We start from the raw sequence: 15689 nt of genomic DNA, 5'->3' as shown, positions 1-15689 counted from the left end.
TTATTCTAAATCAATATTATACGTTTGACCCAAGTGCGGAATTTCAACACTTTGAAACTTGTTTTCTCTTAGTGCATTTTTAAACACTTCTTGTCGCTCAATTTCGCCATGAACCAAAAATAATTTTTTCAATTTATGCCGGTTTTGATTATCCAAATAATCGAGCATTTCTTGTTGGTCGCCATGAGCACTAAACGAATCAAGCACTTTTACTTCGGCCTTTACTTTGTGCGTTAATCCAAAAATGCGAACCTCTTTGGCTCCATCTCGCAAATAGCCTCCCAATGTTCCGGGAGAGCAATAACCAACCACCAAAACTGTATTTTTAGGGTCTTCAATGGTGTTCGCCAGGTGGTGCTTTACTCTACCTGCCGTCATCATACCACTTGCACTAATAATAATTGCCGGCCCTTTTAGTTCATTTATTTTTTTGCTTTGCTCCACGCTTCGAACATATCTCAAATTATTGAACCCAAATGGATTGGGGTCTTTACTCATATATTCCAAAATGCTGCCATCAAAACATTCGGGATGCATGGTAAAAATGTCGGTGGCATTTACCGCCAGCGGACTATCAACAAACACTGGTATTTTAGGTAATTTTTTTTCATTTTCTAACTGGTCGAGCATATAGACAATTTCCTGTGTTCGCCCCACGCTAAAAGCAGGAATTACCAGTTTCCCCTTTTTCTCAACGCAGGTATAATTTATTACTTCCAACAATTCAGCCTTGTTGTCTGGCGTACCGCCATGCGTTTCCCCACCATAGGTAGATTCGCATATCAAATAATCCACATTATCCATTGGTTGGGGGTCGCGTAAAATCGGTCTGTCTGGTCGGCCAATATCTCCTGTAAACCCAATGAATTTGCTGTATCCGTCTGGCATATCGATTCTGAGGGTTACACTGGCACTTCCCAAAATGTGGCCGCTATCTTTAAACATAACACTCAGGGTGTTGTTGATTCTAAACCATCGGTTGTAGCTTATGCCAACAAATTGCTCCATACAGGCTTGTGCATCATCTACCGTATAAAGTGGATTGAGTGGTTTTAATCCCAATCGCTCTTTACTCTTGTTTACATATACCACATCTTTTTCTTGAATAAAAGCACTATCCATCAACATAATGGCGGCCAAATCGCGGGTGGCACTGGTGCAGATTATATCGCCTTGATAGCCGTCTTTGCACAATTTTGGTATGCGGCCACTGTGGTCAATATGAGCATGGCTAAGTATCATATAATCAATCTCATGCGGATTAAAAAGCCACTCTCGATTGAAGTTTTCATATTTTTCTTCATTACCCTGATAAAGCCCGCAATCCAACAAAATTTTTGTTCCGTCATCGAGAGTAAGTAAATGACAACTTCCTGTTACTGTTTGAGCCGCTCCACAAAATTTAATTTTAGCCATTGTTTAATAATTGAAATGCAAGGTTACAAAAAATTGAGTGGTTTGTAAGATAATATTGCCTTTTTTGACAGGTAAAATCCTATGATGTCTGAACCAAAAAATTAGAGTTTTGACAAAAAGAAAAGGACACCATCCGATGTCCTTTCTTTTATTTAGTTTAAAATTCAAGAAATTATTCCACTCTTACGGCATACGATTCTTCTTTACCATCGGGCTTTTTGCCATCTATCAATACCGACCCCTTTTTGCCTTTCAGTATTTTCTCCACATCGGCAGTAGTATAAACGCGTTGCCTGTCTATTTGTGTTATTACAAATCCTTCCGGCACACCCTTGTCCTTTAACGCTCCTTTCCCTACCTTTTTCACTCGAACGCCGTTGCTTAATTTCAACTCCAATTTTTCGCTGTGGCTAAGGTTTTCGAGTGTTCCGCCAAGCACTGTTTTTTCCTCTCGGTCGGTTGCCGTACTTATCTCCTTTTTACCATCCTTGCTTAATAATTTTATGGTTTTGTCCATTTCTTTGCCATCTCGCCTGATGGTCACTTTCACTTCGTCGCCGGGATGATATTTGCTGATTTTTTCTTGCAATTCGCTGGCCTTGTTTATTTCATCCCCATCTATTTTTAAGATTACATCCTCTTTTTTGATTCCGGCTTTGTCGGCGGCTCCACCATCTACCACTTCCGGAATAAACACCCCTTTCACGTTTTTCAATCCTTTTTCAGCCGCCAATTCGGCGGTTATATCCTGTATTCTTACACCCAAAATGGCTCGTTTCACTTCCCCATACGTCTTTAAATCGTCCAATACCTTTTTGGCAATATTTACCGGAACAGCAAACGAATACCCTGCATAAGAACCTGTCTGTGAGGCAATTGCCGTGTTTATACCAATTAATTCGCCTCGCGTATTTACCAACGCACCACCACTGTTTCCAGGGTTTACGGCGGCATCTGTTTGAATAAAGTTTTCGATGGCATACTCACTGTTTTGGCGAAGCAGGTTGATATTTCTGCCTTTTGCACTTACAATTCCTGCCGTAACGGTACTTGTCAAATTAAAAGGGTTGCCAACGGCTATTACCCACTCACCCACTTTTACATCGTCTGAATTGCCAAAGGGCAAAAACGGCAAATCGTCTTCTTCAATTTTAAGCAAAGCCAAATCGGTTTCAGGGTCTTTGCCTATCAACTCGGCATTGTAGCTTCTTTTGTCGTTCAAAATCACCTCAATTTTAGTGGCATTTTCAATTACGTGATTGTTTGTTGCGATGTACCCATTTTTCATAATAATAACCCCTGAACCGGATGCCTCTTGTGGCCCTTGATTCCGAAATCTTGGATCATTAAAAAAACCAAATGGGTCATACATATCGGGTTGTGCAGATTGAGCCACCTCAATTTGTGTTTTGATGTGAACCACCGTGGGGGTTGCCCTTTCTGATACTTCTACAAAATCTCCAACCCCCGACTCCAAAGCCGAATGTTGGCTGGTGAAATACGCTTTTTGCTGCTCTTCAAAACTTTTGGGGTTATTGCTATCCTTAAAAAAATAATGGTTGAGCCCCAAAGCCACAAAACCTCCAACCACAGCAATTGCTAAAACTCCAATAATTTTTCTCATTTTCTTACTAATTTAAAAAACATTAACCTATTAATAATTATCTTTATTCATCAAACCTTTGCCTAGTCCTACGTCCAATAATTTCTACTATCAACAACCACTTTATAGAACCTTCGGCAAATTGTGCGATAAATTTCGATATTTGTAACGTTTTAAAAGTTAAATTTTATTTCAGCTTTTTACCTTTCTCGATTAATTAATATAAAGGCTCTATAAAAATGCTTCTACGAAATAAATTTTCGGACTCGCAGCTGGTTGAACAAATCAAAACCGGCAACGAAGAAGCACTTGTTAGTATGTACAAAACGTATTATTCTATGGTAAAGAGCTTTATACTTAAAAACAATGGTACGGAAGAAGAAATTGACGACGTTTACCAAGACGGACTCATTGCGGTGTGGCGAAATGTGAATAAGCCCGATTTTACGCTTACCGTAAAAATGAGTACCTATTTAATGGCTATTGTAAAAAACCTTTGGTTTAAACGATTAAAAAAGAAATCAAGATTTACGGTGGTGGACGAATCGTTTCAGGAAAAAATTTCTGCCGACAATATCAGCACGGATCATCTCGATCATAAAGTAATCCATCAATTGGTTTCTGAGCTTGATGAAACCTGTAAAAAACTGTTAAGTTTTTTTTATTTTGATGGCTACGACAACAAGGTAATTGCCGAAAAGCTCGGATTTGCAAATACCGATACCGTAAAATCAAAAAAATACCAATGTTTTAAACGCCTTCAAACTTCTGTTTTGGCTCAGTATTCGAGGTCTGATTTTTTTAATTCTTAAGCTATGAATACCAACGAGCAAGAAACTTTTGAGTTGATTGACCAATACCTTAGAGGCGAATTGATAGGGCAAGAATTAGATAAATTCAAAATTCAACTTAAAGACGACCCCGACTTTTTGTATCAGGTGCAAGTTCAAAAAGCCATCATTAAAAACATCGAAAAAAGCCGACACGCCGAGCTAAAAGCGATGCTTGGCACGCAAGCCAAGAAAAAAGGCCTCGTTATTCCTTTTAATAGAAAGTCACTTACAATGGCCGCTTCGTTTTTAGCCATTATTGCCATTGGTTTATCCATAAAAATAATGCTACCTACGCAAGAATCGGGAATTGCAAAAAATGAAACATCCACAAATCAAAATATCAACCAATCTGACAGGGAGCCTGATATTGTAGGAAACTTAAACGAACAAGACTCTACCAATAAAGAGAAAGCCCCTGCTGCAAATACAGAAAAAGAAATTTTAGCAGATGCTCAAACTTCTGAAGCTAATGCTGATATAGTTACTAATGACAATTCGGCTTCCTTTAATCAAGAAAGCGATGATGATTTGCTCCAGAAACTTCGTGAAGACGAAAGCAAACTTGATGGGGACAAGGCATCGGTTAACCGCGATTCGATAACTGCTTACAGAAATGTCGCTGTTTATGTGCTTGCGGAAAAGGCCAAAATAGCCGCAACTACTGCTGATAAGGAAGCAGCCAATAAACAGGTAGAAACCTCTGAGGAAAAGGCATTGGATGAAAAACCCAGTTTGCTGAAAAATGCCGCGGGAACACAAAAAATTGAGTTTTGGCATAGCATTGTTGGGTTTAAGGGTTATTTGTATAACGGTCAAAGATTAAGGCTATACGACATTGTTTCTGACAATCTGCAGCTCATTCAATACAACGGGCAAACCTATTTGAAAAAAGGAAGTTCTTATTATTTGCTTATTGCAGACAACACCGCACGACCCTTGACCAAAATTACTGACACCCAATTGATTAACACTCTTAATAACTAATTCCTTTTTGAATATTTCGTTTGAAAAATATCAAGGCACGGGCAATGATTTTGTAATGATAGACAATCGAGAGGCGTTGTTTGATGTATCAACTTTGCCAATAGCCCAAATTTGCAATCGGAGATTTGGCATTGGAGCCGATGGCTTAATTGTGATTGAACTGCTCGAAAATCTGGATTTCAACATGATTTACTTTAATTCTGACGGCAGTCAAAGTTTTTGTGGAAATGGCAGCCGATGTGCCGTAATGTTTGCCAAAAGTCTTGGTATAATTGGGCACACCACCCATTTTTTATCGACCGATGGCACTCACTTTGCCGAAATAGAAGGTGATTTGGTAAAGCTCAAAATGCATGATGTGTTGGAAGCAGAATATTTGGGAGAAGATATTGTTTTAAACACTGGATCTCCACATTTTGTGCGTTTTTGTCCTTCCGTTTCTGACATCAAAATAATTGAAGAAGCACACATAATACGATACAACAACCGGTTTTCCGAAAAAGGAATTAATGTCAATTTTGTTGGTCAAAATCAGAACGGTATATCCATCAGAACTTATGAACGAGGGGTTGAAGATGAAACATTGAGTTGTGGAACTGGTGTTACAGCAGCGGCCATTGCCAACTCTTTAAAGTTAAATTTAAACGATGGGTTTCATCGCATTCCGGTTATAAGCCAGGGAGGTAATTTGACGGTCGAATTTACCAAGAGTGGTAACCATTTTACCGAAATATATTTAATTGGCCCTGCAAAAAAGACCTTCTCCGGCCTGATAGAAATTTAGAAAATCAATTTTACTCGTATTTCAACTCTACCTCTGGCGAAACAGGGTGCGATTGACAGGTCAACACAAATCCTTCATCAATTTCAGCATCGCTCAGGCCTTCTCTTTCATCCATTTTCACTTCACCTTTATACACCTTTGCTCGACATGTGGTACACACACCCACGGTGCAAGAATATGGAGGATCTAACCCTGCGTCTTGAGCAGCTTCCAAAATGGTTTGATTTGGTTTTACAGAAACCGTTTTTTCTTGTCCAAATACACTGATTTTAACCTTACTTTCACCCGTAAACTCTACGGTTTCGCTTTCAGGTTTTTCTTTTACAATTGCCGTAAAATACTCCAAATGAATATGTTCTGCCTTGACATTCATTTGCTTCAAGGTGTCTTCTATCATTTTCATCATACCCGTTGGGCCGCAAATGAAATGCTCGGTAACGACACTTTGAACGGCGTTTTTATTGACAATATCTATAATCTTTTCCGCATTTAGCATACCCGACAGCCCTGACCAGTTTGCCGGAGGATTATCAAGCGAATGAATTATTTTTAACCGACCCAAAAATTCGGTTTCCAATTGGTCAAATTCGTTTTTAAAAATGATAGAATCTTCATTTTTGTTGGCGTAAACCAACACTACTCTGCTTTTCGGTTCTTTATTCAAAACTGTTAAAGCAATTGATTTTACTGGTGTTACACCACTGCCACCACCATACAACATGTAGAGTTTTTGAGCATTTTCATTGGGCTCTACAGAGAACTTGCCCATGGGCGGCATTGCATCAATGAGGTCTCCCTCTTTCAAATCCTTGTTAAGAAACGTACTCATTTTGCCATTTGAAACCTGCTTTACGGCAACTGTTGGCATTTCATCCAAAAAAGGACTGCTGCACACGGAGTATGACCGACGAACATCTTCGCCATTTAGCATGGCATGAAGTGTTAAATACTGTCCGGCTTTGTATTGAAACATCGCTTTTAAAGGTGGCGGAATAAGCAAACGGATGCTTACTGCCTCGGTTGTTTCTCGGGTTATTTTATCAACTTTTAATTTAAAAAATCCTGAAGGCATCGTATTGTTTTAAGCGAAAATTTATTGTTTTATTAAATTGTTTTCGGCCAAATATTCGGCTATTTGCACTGCATTTGTGGCCGCACCTTTGCGAAGATTGTCGGCCACAACCCACATATTCAGTGTATTTTCGGCACTTTCATCTCTTCTTATTCTTCCCACAAACACATCATTTTTTCCTTTGCTGAGTTTTGGCATTGGGTAGATATTATTGGCCAAATCATCTTGCAGGGTTACCCCTGGCATTTCAGAAATATCCTTTTTTATTTGTTCAATCTCGAATGGTTTTTTCAACTCCACATTTACCGCCTCAGAGTGTCCGCCATCTACGGGTACTCTCACAGCAGTGGCGGTTATACGAATGGTTGAGTCGCCCAAAATCTTTCTGGTTTCGTTAACCAATTTCATTTCCTCTTTGGTATATCCGTTATCTAAAAATGAATCGCAATGCGGAATACAGTTTTTATCAATTTCGTAGTGATAGGCTTTTTCTGCCGATTGCCCGATTCGCTCGGCGTTCATCTGATTGACTGCTTTATAACCCGTTCCGGAAACCGACTGATAGGTGCTGACCACAATTCTACTGATGCCATATTTTTCATGCAACGGTTTGAGTGCCATGACCATTTGAATGGTGCTGCAATTGGGGTTGGCAATTATCCGATTGTTTTCGGTTAAAATTCCAGCGTTTATTTCGGGAACGATTAATGGAATTTCTTCGTTCATTCGCCATGCCGAAGAGTTGTCTATAACATACGTGCCTGCCTCGGCAAATTTTGGAGCCCACTCTAACGAAACACTTCCTCCGGCTGAGAATAATGCCACATCTGTGTGCATAGAAACCGCAGTTGCCAAATCAACGCATGAATAATTCTTACCTCTGAAATTAATTTCTTTCCCCACTGATTTTTCACTGGCAACGGGTATAATTTCAGAAATAGCTAAGCGGCTCTCATCAAGCACTTTCAACATTTCTGTGCCTACCATTCCGGTGGCTCCCACAAGGGCTATTCTCATAAATTCTAAAAATAATGTGCAAAGAAAAGAAATATCATACGAACTAGTCTAACGTTTCAGTGGAATTGGGTTATTTAGCGTTTTGTGGCACATCTTTTATTTTCACTCAAACGATGTTGATGATAACAGGTTTAAATCAAGTAAAAATTAAAATTCGGCATTTATCACTTCCGAGTTTACACGCCATGAGCATGTTTTTCCTATGGCCGATGCCACTTTTTCAATTTCGGGAAGCATTTCGGCAAACTGTTCCAGGTACAAAGATTGTGGCCCATCGCTTAATGCCGTTTTTGGATTGTTATGAACTTCAATCATCAATCCATCGGCTCCGGCAGCAACGGCAGCTTTGCTCATCGCACCAATTAAGTTTCTGTTTCCAGTTCCCTGACTTGGGTCGGCGATGATAGGCAAATGGGTCAACTGAGCGGCCAGTGCAATAGCAGCAATGTCCATGGTGTTTCTGTTGCTGTCATCAAACGTTCGGATGCCTCTTTCGCATAAAATGACATTTTCGTTTCCACCCAACAAAATGTATTCTGCAGCCAAAAGCCATTCTTCCACCGTGGCATCCATTCCTCTTTTCAACATAATTGGCTTATCGGTTTTGCCCAATTCTTTGAGGAAATGGTAGTTTTTCATATTGCGGGCTCCCACCTGAAGAATATCGGCATAGGGGTAAACAGTATCCAGCAAACTCAAATCCAACACTTCAGTTATGATTCCTAAGTTATACTTTTTGGACACGCCATTTAACAGTTTTAGGCCTTCTACTTCCAGCCCCTGAAAACTGTATGGCGATGTTCTTGGTTTGAAAGCTCCTCCACGCAAAAATTTAACCCCCAAACCAATAACAAACTGAGCAATCTCATCTATTTGTTCTTCGCTTTCAACGGCACAAGGTCCGGCAATCATAAAAATTTCATCGCCGCCAATTTGACAATCATGCACATCAACAACCGTTTTGTTGTTTTTCCAGTGCCTTCCAGCCAACTTGTATTTAGGATTTTCTTTCAACCTTTTTGTTTATGCAAATTAACGTTAAGATTTTCTTAAAGTTTGGTGTATCTGATGTTAACCTTTAAATTTTTAACCGTACCTGTGTTGCCAGTATTTATAATTGCTCGACTCGGAGTAATTGGGTTGTCGGAAGGAATAATTAAATAAAAACCTCGGTTATTATCGTTGCCCGTTGTTTTATACTCGTCAAACAATTGTTGAAGATGACGTGTAAATCGGAATGTATATATCTGATTAGAAGCGTTATACGACCCTCCGTAGGTGGTATGACCGAGCCATTGGCTTGTTGGTGGAATTAATTGGTCAACCAAATCAAGAATAAAGGCATTTGAACCGTCCACCTCTGAAGGTTGAACCAACAACAAACGGGTAGGAGCCGAAAAATGGTCGGTAACAGAACCGCTCTCAAGTTTAAACGTTATTTCAGCTTCATTAATGGCGTATTCCCCACCTGTTTTAGCTAAATCTAACAAACCCGGGATTTCTATTTTCATTTTGCATCCGGCCATAGATTGAACGTAACATTTTGAGTAGTTTGTACCCGGATTGGAAATCTGATTTAACAACTCGGTATTGGTGTGAACCACCTCATAAGATGAAATATTTTGAGATTCAGAAGTAATATCAAATTCTTTTCTCAAATTTCCATTGTAATAGACAATCAATTTTGACTGATCGGAATTTTTATTTAATGCCACAATCGAACCTTCGCCCACTGCCAATGAGCTTGACTTGGGAACAATGGCAATGCCATTTAAGGTTTGCAAAAAGGCTTCGTTGCTTCCAAAATTACCATTGGCCACCAAATCTTCACCAAAAGATTTATCCAACCTGATTCGATAGGTATTTATCAACCAATTCATTTGACCATCTTCTTCAAACCAAACCGTATCAGCCAATCGAAGATTGTATTTCCAATCGCCAATTTTGTTTCCGAGTTTTGGCTTGTAGTTTGAATAATAGCTTTTTTCTGATTGAATTATTTCAGCCATTTGAAATACTTCCATTTCATTTGTTGAAGCAGAGCTGCCATAGCTCGGCACTCCAGTATGCTTGGCAATAGAAAGCACCACCGAGTCAATGGTCGGGTTTGTGCCAAAATCCACATTTATTTCGCGAAGCAAAATTTGCAGATAGGCACTTGCCGAACTAATTCCAAAATCACCATCATGAATAGCCCCTAAAAGCGTGGCCGATAGTGAATCTATTTTTAAAGAATCTTCTTTTATGGTGTATGTTTTTACTGCAAGTGTATCGATTAAGGAAGTGTTTAAATACAAATCTTTATCAATAAAATTTTCTCCGACAATGTCGTTAGCCTCTTTGCAACCAACAAAAACCGTAATGCTAAAAGAAAAAAGTAAGGCTGCCCTCCGGGCAGCCTTACGGCTAATTTCTAGCCAATAGTGTATCATAGAATTCTGTATAGTCCACAGCGATATTCTCACCGTTGTGTTCAAGAACGGGTTTATCACTGCTGCTGTTTAGATAATTTAACACATCGGGAGACAGCTCCTGACATTTTACCACCGCATCGCTATTTGCAATTGCACCAATATACATACTTGAGCAATCTGCATTTTCAAAAGGTTTCATTTCGTTATCTTCAATATGATTCAAACTCGCTTTTCGAGAAAAATCTTCTCCCAAAGAGGCTTGAAACTCGTTATTAAATACACTGTAAACTACTTTTGAATTAGAAAATACCGGTTCGTCTTTATAGATAGTTTTCAAATAAAGTGGTATCAAACTGGTCATCCATCCATGGCAATGAATAATATCAGGATACCAACCCAATTTTTTTACGGTTTCTAATGCTCCTTTACAAAAGAAAATTGTTCTTTCGTCATTGTCCTTAAAAAACTCTTGATTTTCATCGCCGTAAACGCTTTTTCGGTGAAAAAAATCTTCGTTGTCTAAGAAATAAACTTGCATTTTAGTGCTTGGAATAGAGGCAACCTTGATAGTCAATGGATTGTCGTTGTCGTCAATGGTAATGTTCATTCCGGATAAACGCACTACTTCGTGCAACCGGTTTCTTCTCTCATTAATTACACCAAATCGGGGAACTAAAATCCTTACCTCATTGTCTTTTTCTTGAACGGCTTGTGGCAACATTCTGGCGATGTCTGACAAGGGGTTGCTTTCTAAAAAAGGACTCATTTCTGATGAAATGAATAATACTTTTTTTCTGTTGTTTTCCATAAATAAAGTGTTTTTACTATTATGCGAGTGCAAAGGTAGCCCTCATTATTGGCTTTTTTGCCGCACGTTATACTTGTATTTTATTTAATTTTTTATTATATGTTTATCCTTAAAACTGCTCGTTTATTGCAAAGCAGGCTGCAAACACTGCGAAACAATGGCCTTAAAATAGGGTTTGTGCCTACTATGGGTGCTTTGCATGCCGGACATATTTCGCTTATGGAACGGTGCAAATCTGAAAACGACATTACGGTTTGCAGTATTTTCGTTAATCCGAAACAATTTAACGACAAAAGTGATTTAGACAAATATCCGCAGCCTATTGAGGATGATATTAAAATGCTGACTGCTGCCGGGGTTGACTACTTGTTTCACCCATCAAGCGATGATTTATATAATGAAGACTATACCGATGAAGAAATAGACTTGGATGGTCTCGACACTATGTTTGAAGGTGCTTTGAGACCCGGGCATTTTCAAGGTGTGGCCAAAGTGGTAAAGCGTTTTTTTGAAATTGTTCAACCGCACAATGCCTATTTCGGACAAAAAGATTTTCAACAAACTGTGGTTCTAAAAACACTCATAAAGAATTATGATTTCAATATTAATATGGTGGTTTGTCCCATTATGCGGGAGCCGAACGGACTGGCCATGAGCAGCAGAAATCAAAGGCTTAGCCCCGATGAACGTGAACGTGCCTCGTTTATTTACAAATCGCTTCTAAAGCTCAAAGAACGAACTCGGTTTAAACCGTTGGCCGAATCGCTTGAAAGCAGTATAAAATACCTGACTTCGCTGAAAGATGCCGAGCTCGAATATTTAATTTGTGTGGATGGCAACACCATGCAGGAGGTAAAATCATTAGCTGAAGCTGAGTATGTGGTGGCTTTAACGGTGGTGAAATATGGAGGTGTGCGACTGTTGGATAATATAATTCTCAAACAACCCTAAACTTTAGGCCACCAGCCGCTTTATTTTTTGGCGAATAGCAAAAAAATATAAAATGCAAAGACCTAAAGCGAAAACAACTCCAATAGTGATAAAAACAGATTTCGGGAAACTTACTTCAAAATAATTGCCCGCATACTCCATATAAAATTTGCGTACCGCGTGCACTATTGTAATGCCCAAACCAACTATAGCTATGGAAATAGCTATCACTATTTTTTGATAATACAAGGCAATTTCTTTTACCGAAAACCCAATATCATAGAGGTTTCTTATTACATCTATATTTTTTTGCAGCATTAAACTGACGCTCAAAAACACAAACGAAACGGCCAAAACCACCATTAAAATGGTGGCAAAAAACAAGGTATAGAAGATTATTCGAACAAAAAATGATTGTCGGCTAGTTTCTAATTCCGATTTTGAAACCTCGTAGCTTCTATCAGAAAAAAAACGGAGCAAGGCTGCGTCCGCAGGATTCGAAAACTCAACAAGCAACCGATTTGTTCGTTTAACATTGCCATGCCCATACTCAATGTTTGCCCAATCTAAAAATGATTGCGGCACTAAAATGGAATTTATTTTTGACGAAAAACCCACCACTCGGCCTTTGTGCAATCCGGTTTTATTATTGCCCCTCAGCCGCACACCAAAACGTATCATAGAGATGACCCCTTCTGACAAAACAGGCAAATTTTGGCTTTGAGAAAAACTAGAATTATACAAATCCAAATAGTTTTTAGGAATTATTATCGGAATTTCCTCTTGCCCTTCCTGCCAATTCCAATCTTCATTTTCTATATCGATATAATCATCCGGAACACTTTCAAAAAACAAATCGCTATGAAATAATGGAACATTATCTGATGCGGATGTAAATGCGTCAATTTTAAACGTGGCACTTTTAAATTCGCTTATGCTTTTTACAAATTTTTGCTCTTTTATTTCCGAAATTTCTTCTTCCGTAAAATAGGTAGCATTCCGATTTACCGATGCAAAAACAGAAACTTCTTTGCTCACCACTGCCGCATTTTTTCCAAATACTTCTGTTTGAGTTTCCAATATGGGTTTGATGTCTATAAACCCCTGAAGCAGCAATAAGAATAACGACAACCCCACCAACAATGTGAATGCATATCCTACAATTTGTATTGGCACAAGGGTTTGGGCTAATAGTTTTCTGAGCATAGCTATAGTTTTAGTTTAAAATCATAATCAAACAAACTATCATCGCTAAGACTCGTCAAGATGAGCGTTGCACTGTTTTTCTCTACCTGCTGGTTGATTATTTCAACACATAGTGCAATGTTATCCCCATCCAAATGACTAAAAGGCTCGTCGAGCAAAAGTAGTTGAAAAGGTTGACACATGGCTCTGATTATGGCCACACGTTGCTGCTGCCCCATTGACAAAGTTTTTGCTTTTTGATGAATTTTGTCTTCCAGATTCAACATGCTAAACCACTCAACTATTTGTTCGTTTGATTGACAATTGGTCAAATTGTTTTTTAATTGAACATTCTGAATAGCGGTCAACTCGCCAAATAATTTTAAATCTTGAAATACATACGAAATCACACTTTTTCGGAGTGAAAACAACTCTTTATGTTCAAACCCTCGATATTTTATGTTACCATCAAAATTTCTTGTTTTGCCATATAGCAAATTTAGAAAAGACGACTTGCCTCTGCCGGAATGAGCTTTTATGAGGTATTTTTTGCCTTCTTGAAACTGCAAGCCGGGTTGCAGATACACTTCCGAGAACTCAATATCCGCAGCCGACAAATACGTCGGTTTTACGCTGTCAAACTCAACTTTCATTGATGCTACCTGTCCACAAATTTGTTCCAGTTGTCGTTTGTGGCATTCAACAAGGTTTTTATGCTGTTTTGCTTTTTATCGTTGAGTAAAAATTTGAATTCGGCCTCACTCATTTTGGTGGACTTAAACTGAATTCCTTCCACCACATCACTCCAAATATCGAGCATCGTTTCCTCTTGTGCGTCCATATCCTTTTCAATTCGGTTTCGTACCTCTCGTGGATATTTGCTCACATTCAGATTAAAATACCCGAAAGCTATACTTTTGGTCAGCTCATCTTTAAAATCACCATCGGCCAAGGTTTTGTCAAACTGTTTTTCGCCTTCAAATTTTTTGATGACTTTGTCGTCATTGGTTATCAGGCATTTTTTATCCTTTATGGCAAAATAAATGGCGTATTTCTCAAACAATGAATATTTATAATACCCATCCCTCTTCTCCACTTTCTTTTCCATTTTTTCAATCCAGTCCTCAAATACTTTTTCATCGGCAATATCAAAGGCTAAAGCCATATAGGGCATCAGGGTTTTTTTGATTTTTTTCACTTTTTTGTAGCCATACCTTTTTCCATTTTGACTTCGTGGAGGTACTTTAAAGTTAAAATCGTTCATCTCTCTATCCTCCAATAATTTCCTCAACCTCTCACCTGGATTTTCCTGAACAGGAATAACATAAAACTCATCAGAATTCTGCCATTTCGTACCTCGGAGCAATTCCTCTTCTATGTCATACTCCTCCACTTCTTCCGCATCTTCCATCTCCATTTCCCCACTTAATTCTTCCTCGCTCCATAGGCCGTATTCATAATCATAATCAGCATATTCTAAATCGTCAAAATCATACATGCTAAATAGAAAACTACCACCAAAGGCAGTCATAATTTCCTGAATATCAATTTGGCCATCTTCAATGTCCTTTACGTCCATTTGCTTTTCTAACAGATGATAATAATCTTCCATGTTGATAGAAAAACTACCCAACCCGAATGATTTTTCGGGCAGCAAATCCAGCAAATCGCTGTTAAACGCATGGTCCCAATATTTGTGCTTCTCTAACAACTCGGACATTTCTTCATTTGGTTTGTAATGGGTTGTAACGGCAATTTCGCCATCGTTAAAGTTTGTGTGAAGCATTACCAAATTATCCGCCAAGTTCACTTTTATGTTTTTTCTTTCATAGTTGGATATATTCTCGTCTATCAAACTGGTGTTAAACCACACACTTATATCGCCATGTTCGTCAATAAACTCCTCAAAATCTTTGTTCGCCATCATGCCATTATCCTTCGTATTTGTCATGGCATCTTCCACCATCACATCCAAATCTTTGGTTCGAAAACCATTTGGAATCACAGCCACAATCTTATCATCGTCATAGCCAACGGCCATTTCATTATTGCCAATGATGAAATAATCATAATCTTCCTGATTATCCATGGTATAATGCAATGGTTTTAAACCGCCTCTATCTTCCCAATCATCGTAGTTTCGCACTTTGGTATTGTCTAAAATATTCTCGAAAAAATCCTCAAAAGTTTCCTTATCTCTCATAGAAAGTGAAACGCAGGTGTAGCTTTTGCTTTTTGTTTCGTTGAGTACATACACAAAAATTTCATCCCTCAAATCAATGCCACATTTTTTGGGATCCTCAATGGCTTCTTCCAAAATTTCGCTCAACTTTTTGTTGTTTTTTCTAAACTCCTGACGAAGCCATTTATACACCTTCGAATTAACAAATTCGCCCAATTCGCCTTTTTTGTGCATGCTTTTGGCATCAACCACCATCACAAAATTGGCATCTTTTGGAATGGGCGAAAGCCCTGCAGGTTTTCTACTACACGACGCAAAGAACAATGAAGCAGCCAGACTGATTAAGAATGATAAATTTATGTTTTTGGTAAATTTCATACGAAAATTTTTATTGACTATTGGACTTTGTTTGGGACGAATTTAACCATCAACAGAAATAAATCAAAAAAAAGGCGGAACAA

At 38.6% G+C, this 15689-nt stretch carries 14 protein-coding genes; 4 read left to right on the top strand and 10 right to left on the bottom strand.

What is annotated here, in order from left to right; translation table 11 throughout:
* Positions 1–1416: an MBL fold metallo-hydrolase gene (locus H6607_01390; GenBank protein ID MCB9261014.1), complete on the bottom strand. Its 1416-nt coding sequence runs from the start codon at positions 1414–1416 to the stop codon at positions 1–3.
* A 172-nt stretch (positions 1417–1588) separates the two neighbouring features.
* Positions 1589–3040, bottom strand: a complete 1452-nt coding sequence (locus H6607_01385) for a Do family serine endopeptidase (GenBank protein MCB9261013.1) — start codon at positions 3038–3040, stop codon at positions 1589–1591.
* A 218-nt stretch (positions 3041–3258) separates the two neighbouring features.
* Between H6607_01385 and H6607_01380 the strand changes: the two genes are divergently transcribed.
* From H6607_01380 to H6607_01370, 3 genes are read left to right on the top strand one after another with little or no spacing between them, the layout of a single operon-like run.
* Positions 3259–3831 carry a sigma-70 family RNA polymerase sigma factor gene (locus tag H6607_01380; GenBank protein ID MCB9261012.1) on the top strand — a complete coding sequence of 191 codons (573 nt, stop codon included), beginning with the start codon at positions 3259–3261 and terminating at the stop codon, positions 3829–3831.
* A gap of 3 nt (positions 3832–3834) precedes the next feature.
* On the top strand, positions 3835–4836 hold the full coding sequence (locus H6607_01375) for a hypothetical protein (GenBank protein ID MCB9261011.1): 1002 nt from the start codon (positions 3835–3837) through the stop codon (positions 4834–4836).
* 7 nt (positions 4837–4843) lie between these two features.
* Positions 4844–5620, top strand: a complete 777-nt coding sequence (locus H6607_01370) for a diaminopimelate epimerase (protein ID MCB9261010.1) — start codon at positions 4844–4846, stop codon at positions 5618–5620.
* Between the two features lie 10 nt (positions 5621–5630).
* Here the strand turns inward: H6607_01370 and H6607_01365 are convergent, their stop codons facing one another.
* From H6607_01365 to H6607_01345, 5 genes are all read right to left on the bottom strand, one after another.
* Positions 5631–6692 carry a 2Fe-2S iron-sulfur cluster binding domain-containing protein gene (locus H6607_01365; GenBank protein MCB9261009.1) on the bottom strand — a complete coding sequence of 354 codons (1062 nt, stop codon included), beginning with the start codon at positions 6690–6692 and terminating at the stop codon, positions 5631–5633.
* Between the two features lie 21 nt (positions 6693–6713).
* Positions 6714–7709 carry an aspartate-semialdehyde dehydrogenase gene (locus tag H6607_01360; GenBank protein MCB9261008.1) on the bottom strand — a complete coding sequence of 332 codons (996 nt, stop codon included), beginning with the start codon at positions 7707–7709 and terminating at the stop codon, positions 6714–6716.
* 147 nt (positions 7710–7856) lie between these two features.
* Positions 7857–8723 carry a 3-deoxy-7-phosphoheptulonate synthase gene (gene aroF / locus H6607_01355; protein MCB9261007.1) on the bottom strand — a complete coding sequence of 289 codons (867 nt, stop codon included), beginning with the start codon at positions 8721–8723 and terminating at the stop codon, positions 7857–7859.
* 35 nt (positions 8724–8758) lie between these two features.
* The gene (locus H6607_01350; GenBank protein ID MCB9261006.1) at positions 8759–10141 is read right to left on the bottom strand and encodes a DUF4270 family protein; all 1383 of its coding nucleotides are present in this window, start codon (positions 10139–10141) and stop codon (positions 8759–8761) included.
* The gene (locus tag H6607_01345) at positions 10116–10931 is read right to left on the bottom strand and encodes a glycogen/starch synthase (protein MCB9261005.1); all 816 of its coding nucleotides are present in this window, start codon (positions 10929–10931) and stop codon (positions 10116–10118) included. Before H6607_01345 ends, H6607_01350 begins: the two co-directional genes overlap by 26 nt.
* Before the next feature lie 99 nt (positions 10932–11030).
* Between H6607_01345 and H6607_01340 the strand changes: the two genes are divergently transcribed.
* Positions 11031–11882, top strand: coding sequence for a pantoate--beta-alanine ligase (locus H6607_01340; GenBank protein ID MCB9261004.1), 852 nt, complete (start codon positions 11031–11033; stop codon positions 11880–11882).
* A gap of 3 nt (positions 11883–11885) precedes the next feature.
* Here the strand turns inward: H6607_01340 and H6607_01335 are convergent, their stop codons facing one another.
* From H6607_01335 to H6607_01325, 3 genes are read right to left on the bottom strand one after another with little or no spacing between them, the layout of a single operon-like run.
* A complete protein-coding gene (locus H6607_01335; protein MCB9261003.1) occupies positions 11886–13067 on the bottom strand; it encodes an ABC transporter permease in 1182 nt (393 codons plus the stop codon).
* Between the two features lie 2 nt (positions 13068–13069).
* Positions 13070–13699: an ATP-binding cassette domain-containing protein gene (locus tag H6607_01330; protein MCB9261002.1), complete on the bottom strand. Its 630-nt coding sequence runs from the start codon at positions 13697–13699 to the stop codon at positions 13070–13072.
* Positions 13700–13704: 5 nt separating this feature from the next.
* On the bottom strand, positions 13705–15606 hold the full coding sequence (locus H6607_01325; protein MCB9261001.1) for a DUF4836 family protein: 1902 nt from the start codon (positions 15604–15606) through the stop codon (positions 13705–13707).
* Between the last annotated feature and the right edge of the window lie 83 nt (positions 15607–15689).

It is taken from the genome of Flavobacteriales bacterium (assembly GCA_020635395.1).
Taxonomy (GTDB): domain Bacteria; phylum Bacteroidota; class Bacteroidia; order NS11-12g; family UBA9320; genus UBA987.
Note: the sequence above shows the minus strand (reverse complement) of the source record. Positions and strands in the feature narration are given on the sequence as shown.

What these genes read in the sequence shown, in the direction of transcription:
- H6607_01390 (MCB9261014.1), bottom strand. Translation starts at nt 1,416, where the DNA reads ATGGCTAAAATTAAATTTTGTGGAGCGGCTCAAACAGTAACAGGAAGT.
- H6607_01385 (MCB9261013.1), bottom strand. Translation starts at nt 3,040, where the DNA reads ATGAGAAAAATTATTGGAGTTTTAGCAATTGCTGTGGTTGGAGGTTTT.
- H6607_01380 (MCB9261012.1), top strand. Translation starts at nt 3,259, where the DNA reads ATGCTTCTACGAAATAAATTTTCGGACTCGCAGCTGGTTGAACAAATC.
- H6607_01375 (MCB9261011.1), top strand. Translation starts at nt 3,835, where the DNA reads ATGAATACCAACGAGCAAGAAACTTTTGAGTTGATTGACCAATACCTT.
- H6607_01365 (MCB9261009.1), bottom strand. Translation starts at nt 6,692, where the DNA reads ATGCCTTCAGGATTTTTTAAATTAAAAGTTGATAAAATAACCCGAGAA.
- H6607_01360 (MCB9261008.1), bottom strand. Translation starts at nt 7,709, where the DNA reads ATGAGAATAGCCCTTGTGGGAGCCACCGGAATGGTAGGCACAGAAATG.
- H6607_01350 (MCB9261006.1), bottom strand. Translation starts at nt 10,141, where the DNA reads ATGATACACTATTGGCTAGAAATTAGCCGTAAGGCTGCCCGGAGGGCA.
- H6607_01345 (MCB9261005.1), bottom strand. Translation starts at nt 10,931, where the DNA reads ATGGAAAACAACAGAAAAAAAGTATTATTCATTTCATCAGAAATGAGT.
- H6607_01340 (MCB9261004.1), top strand. Translation starts at nt 11,031, where the DNA reads ATGTTTATCCTTAAAACTGCTCGTTTATTGCAAAGCAGGCTGCAAACA.
- H6607_01335 (MCB9261003.1), bottom strand. Translation starts at nt 13,067, where the DNA reads ATGCTCAGAAAACTATTAGCCCAAACCCTTGTGCCAATACAAATTGTA.
- H6607_01330 (MCB9261002.1), bottom strand. Translation starts at nt 13,699, where the DNA reads ATGAAAGTTGAGTTTGACAGCGTAAAACCGACGTATTTGTCGGCTGCG.
- H6607_01325 (MCB9261001.1), bottom strand. Translation starts at nt 15,606, where the DNA reads ATGAAATTTACCAAAAACATAAATTTATCATTCTTAATCAGTCTGGCT.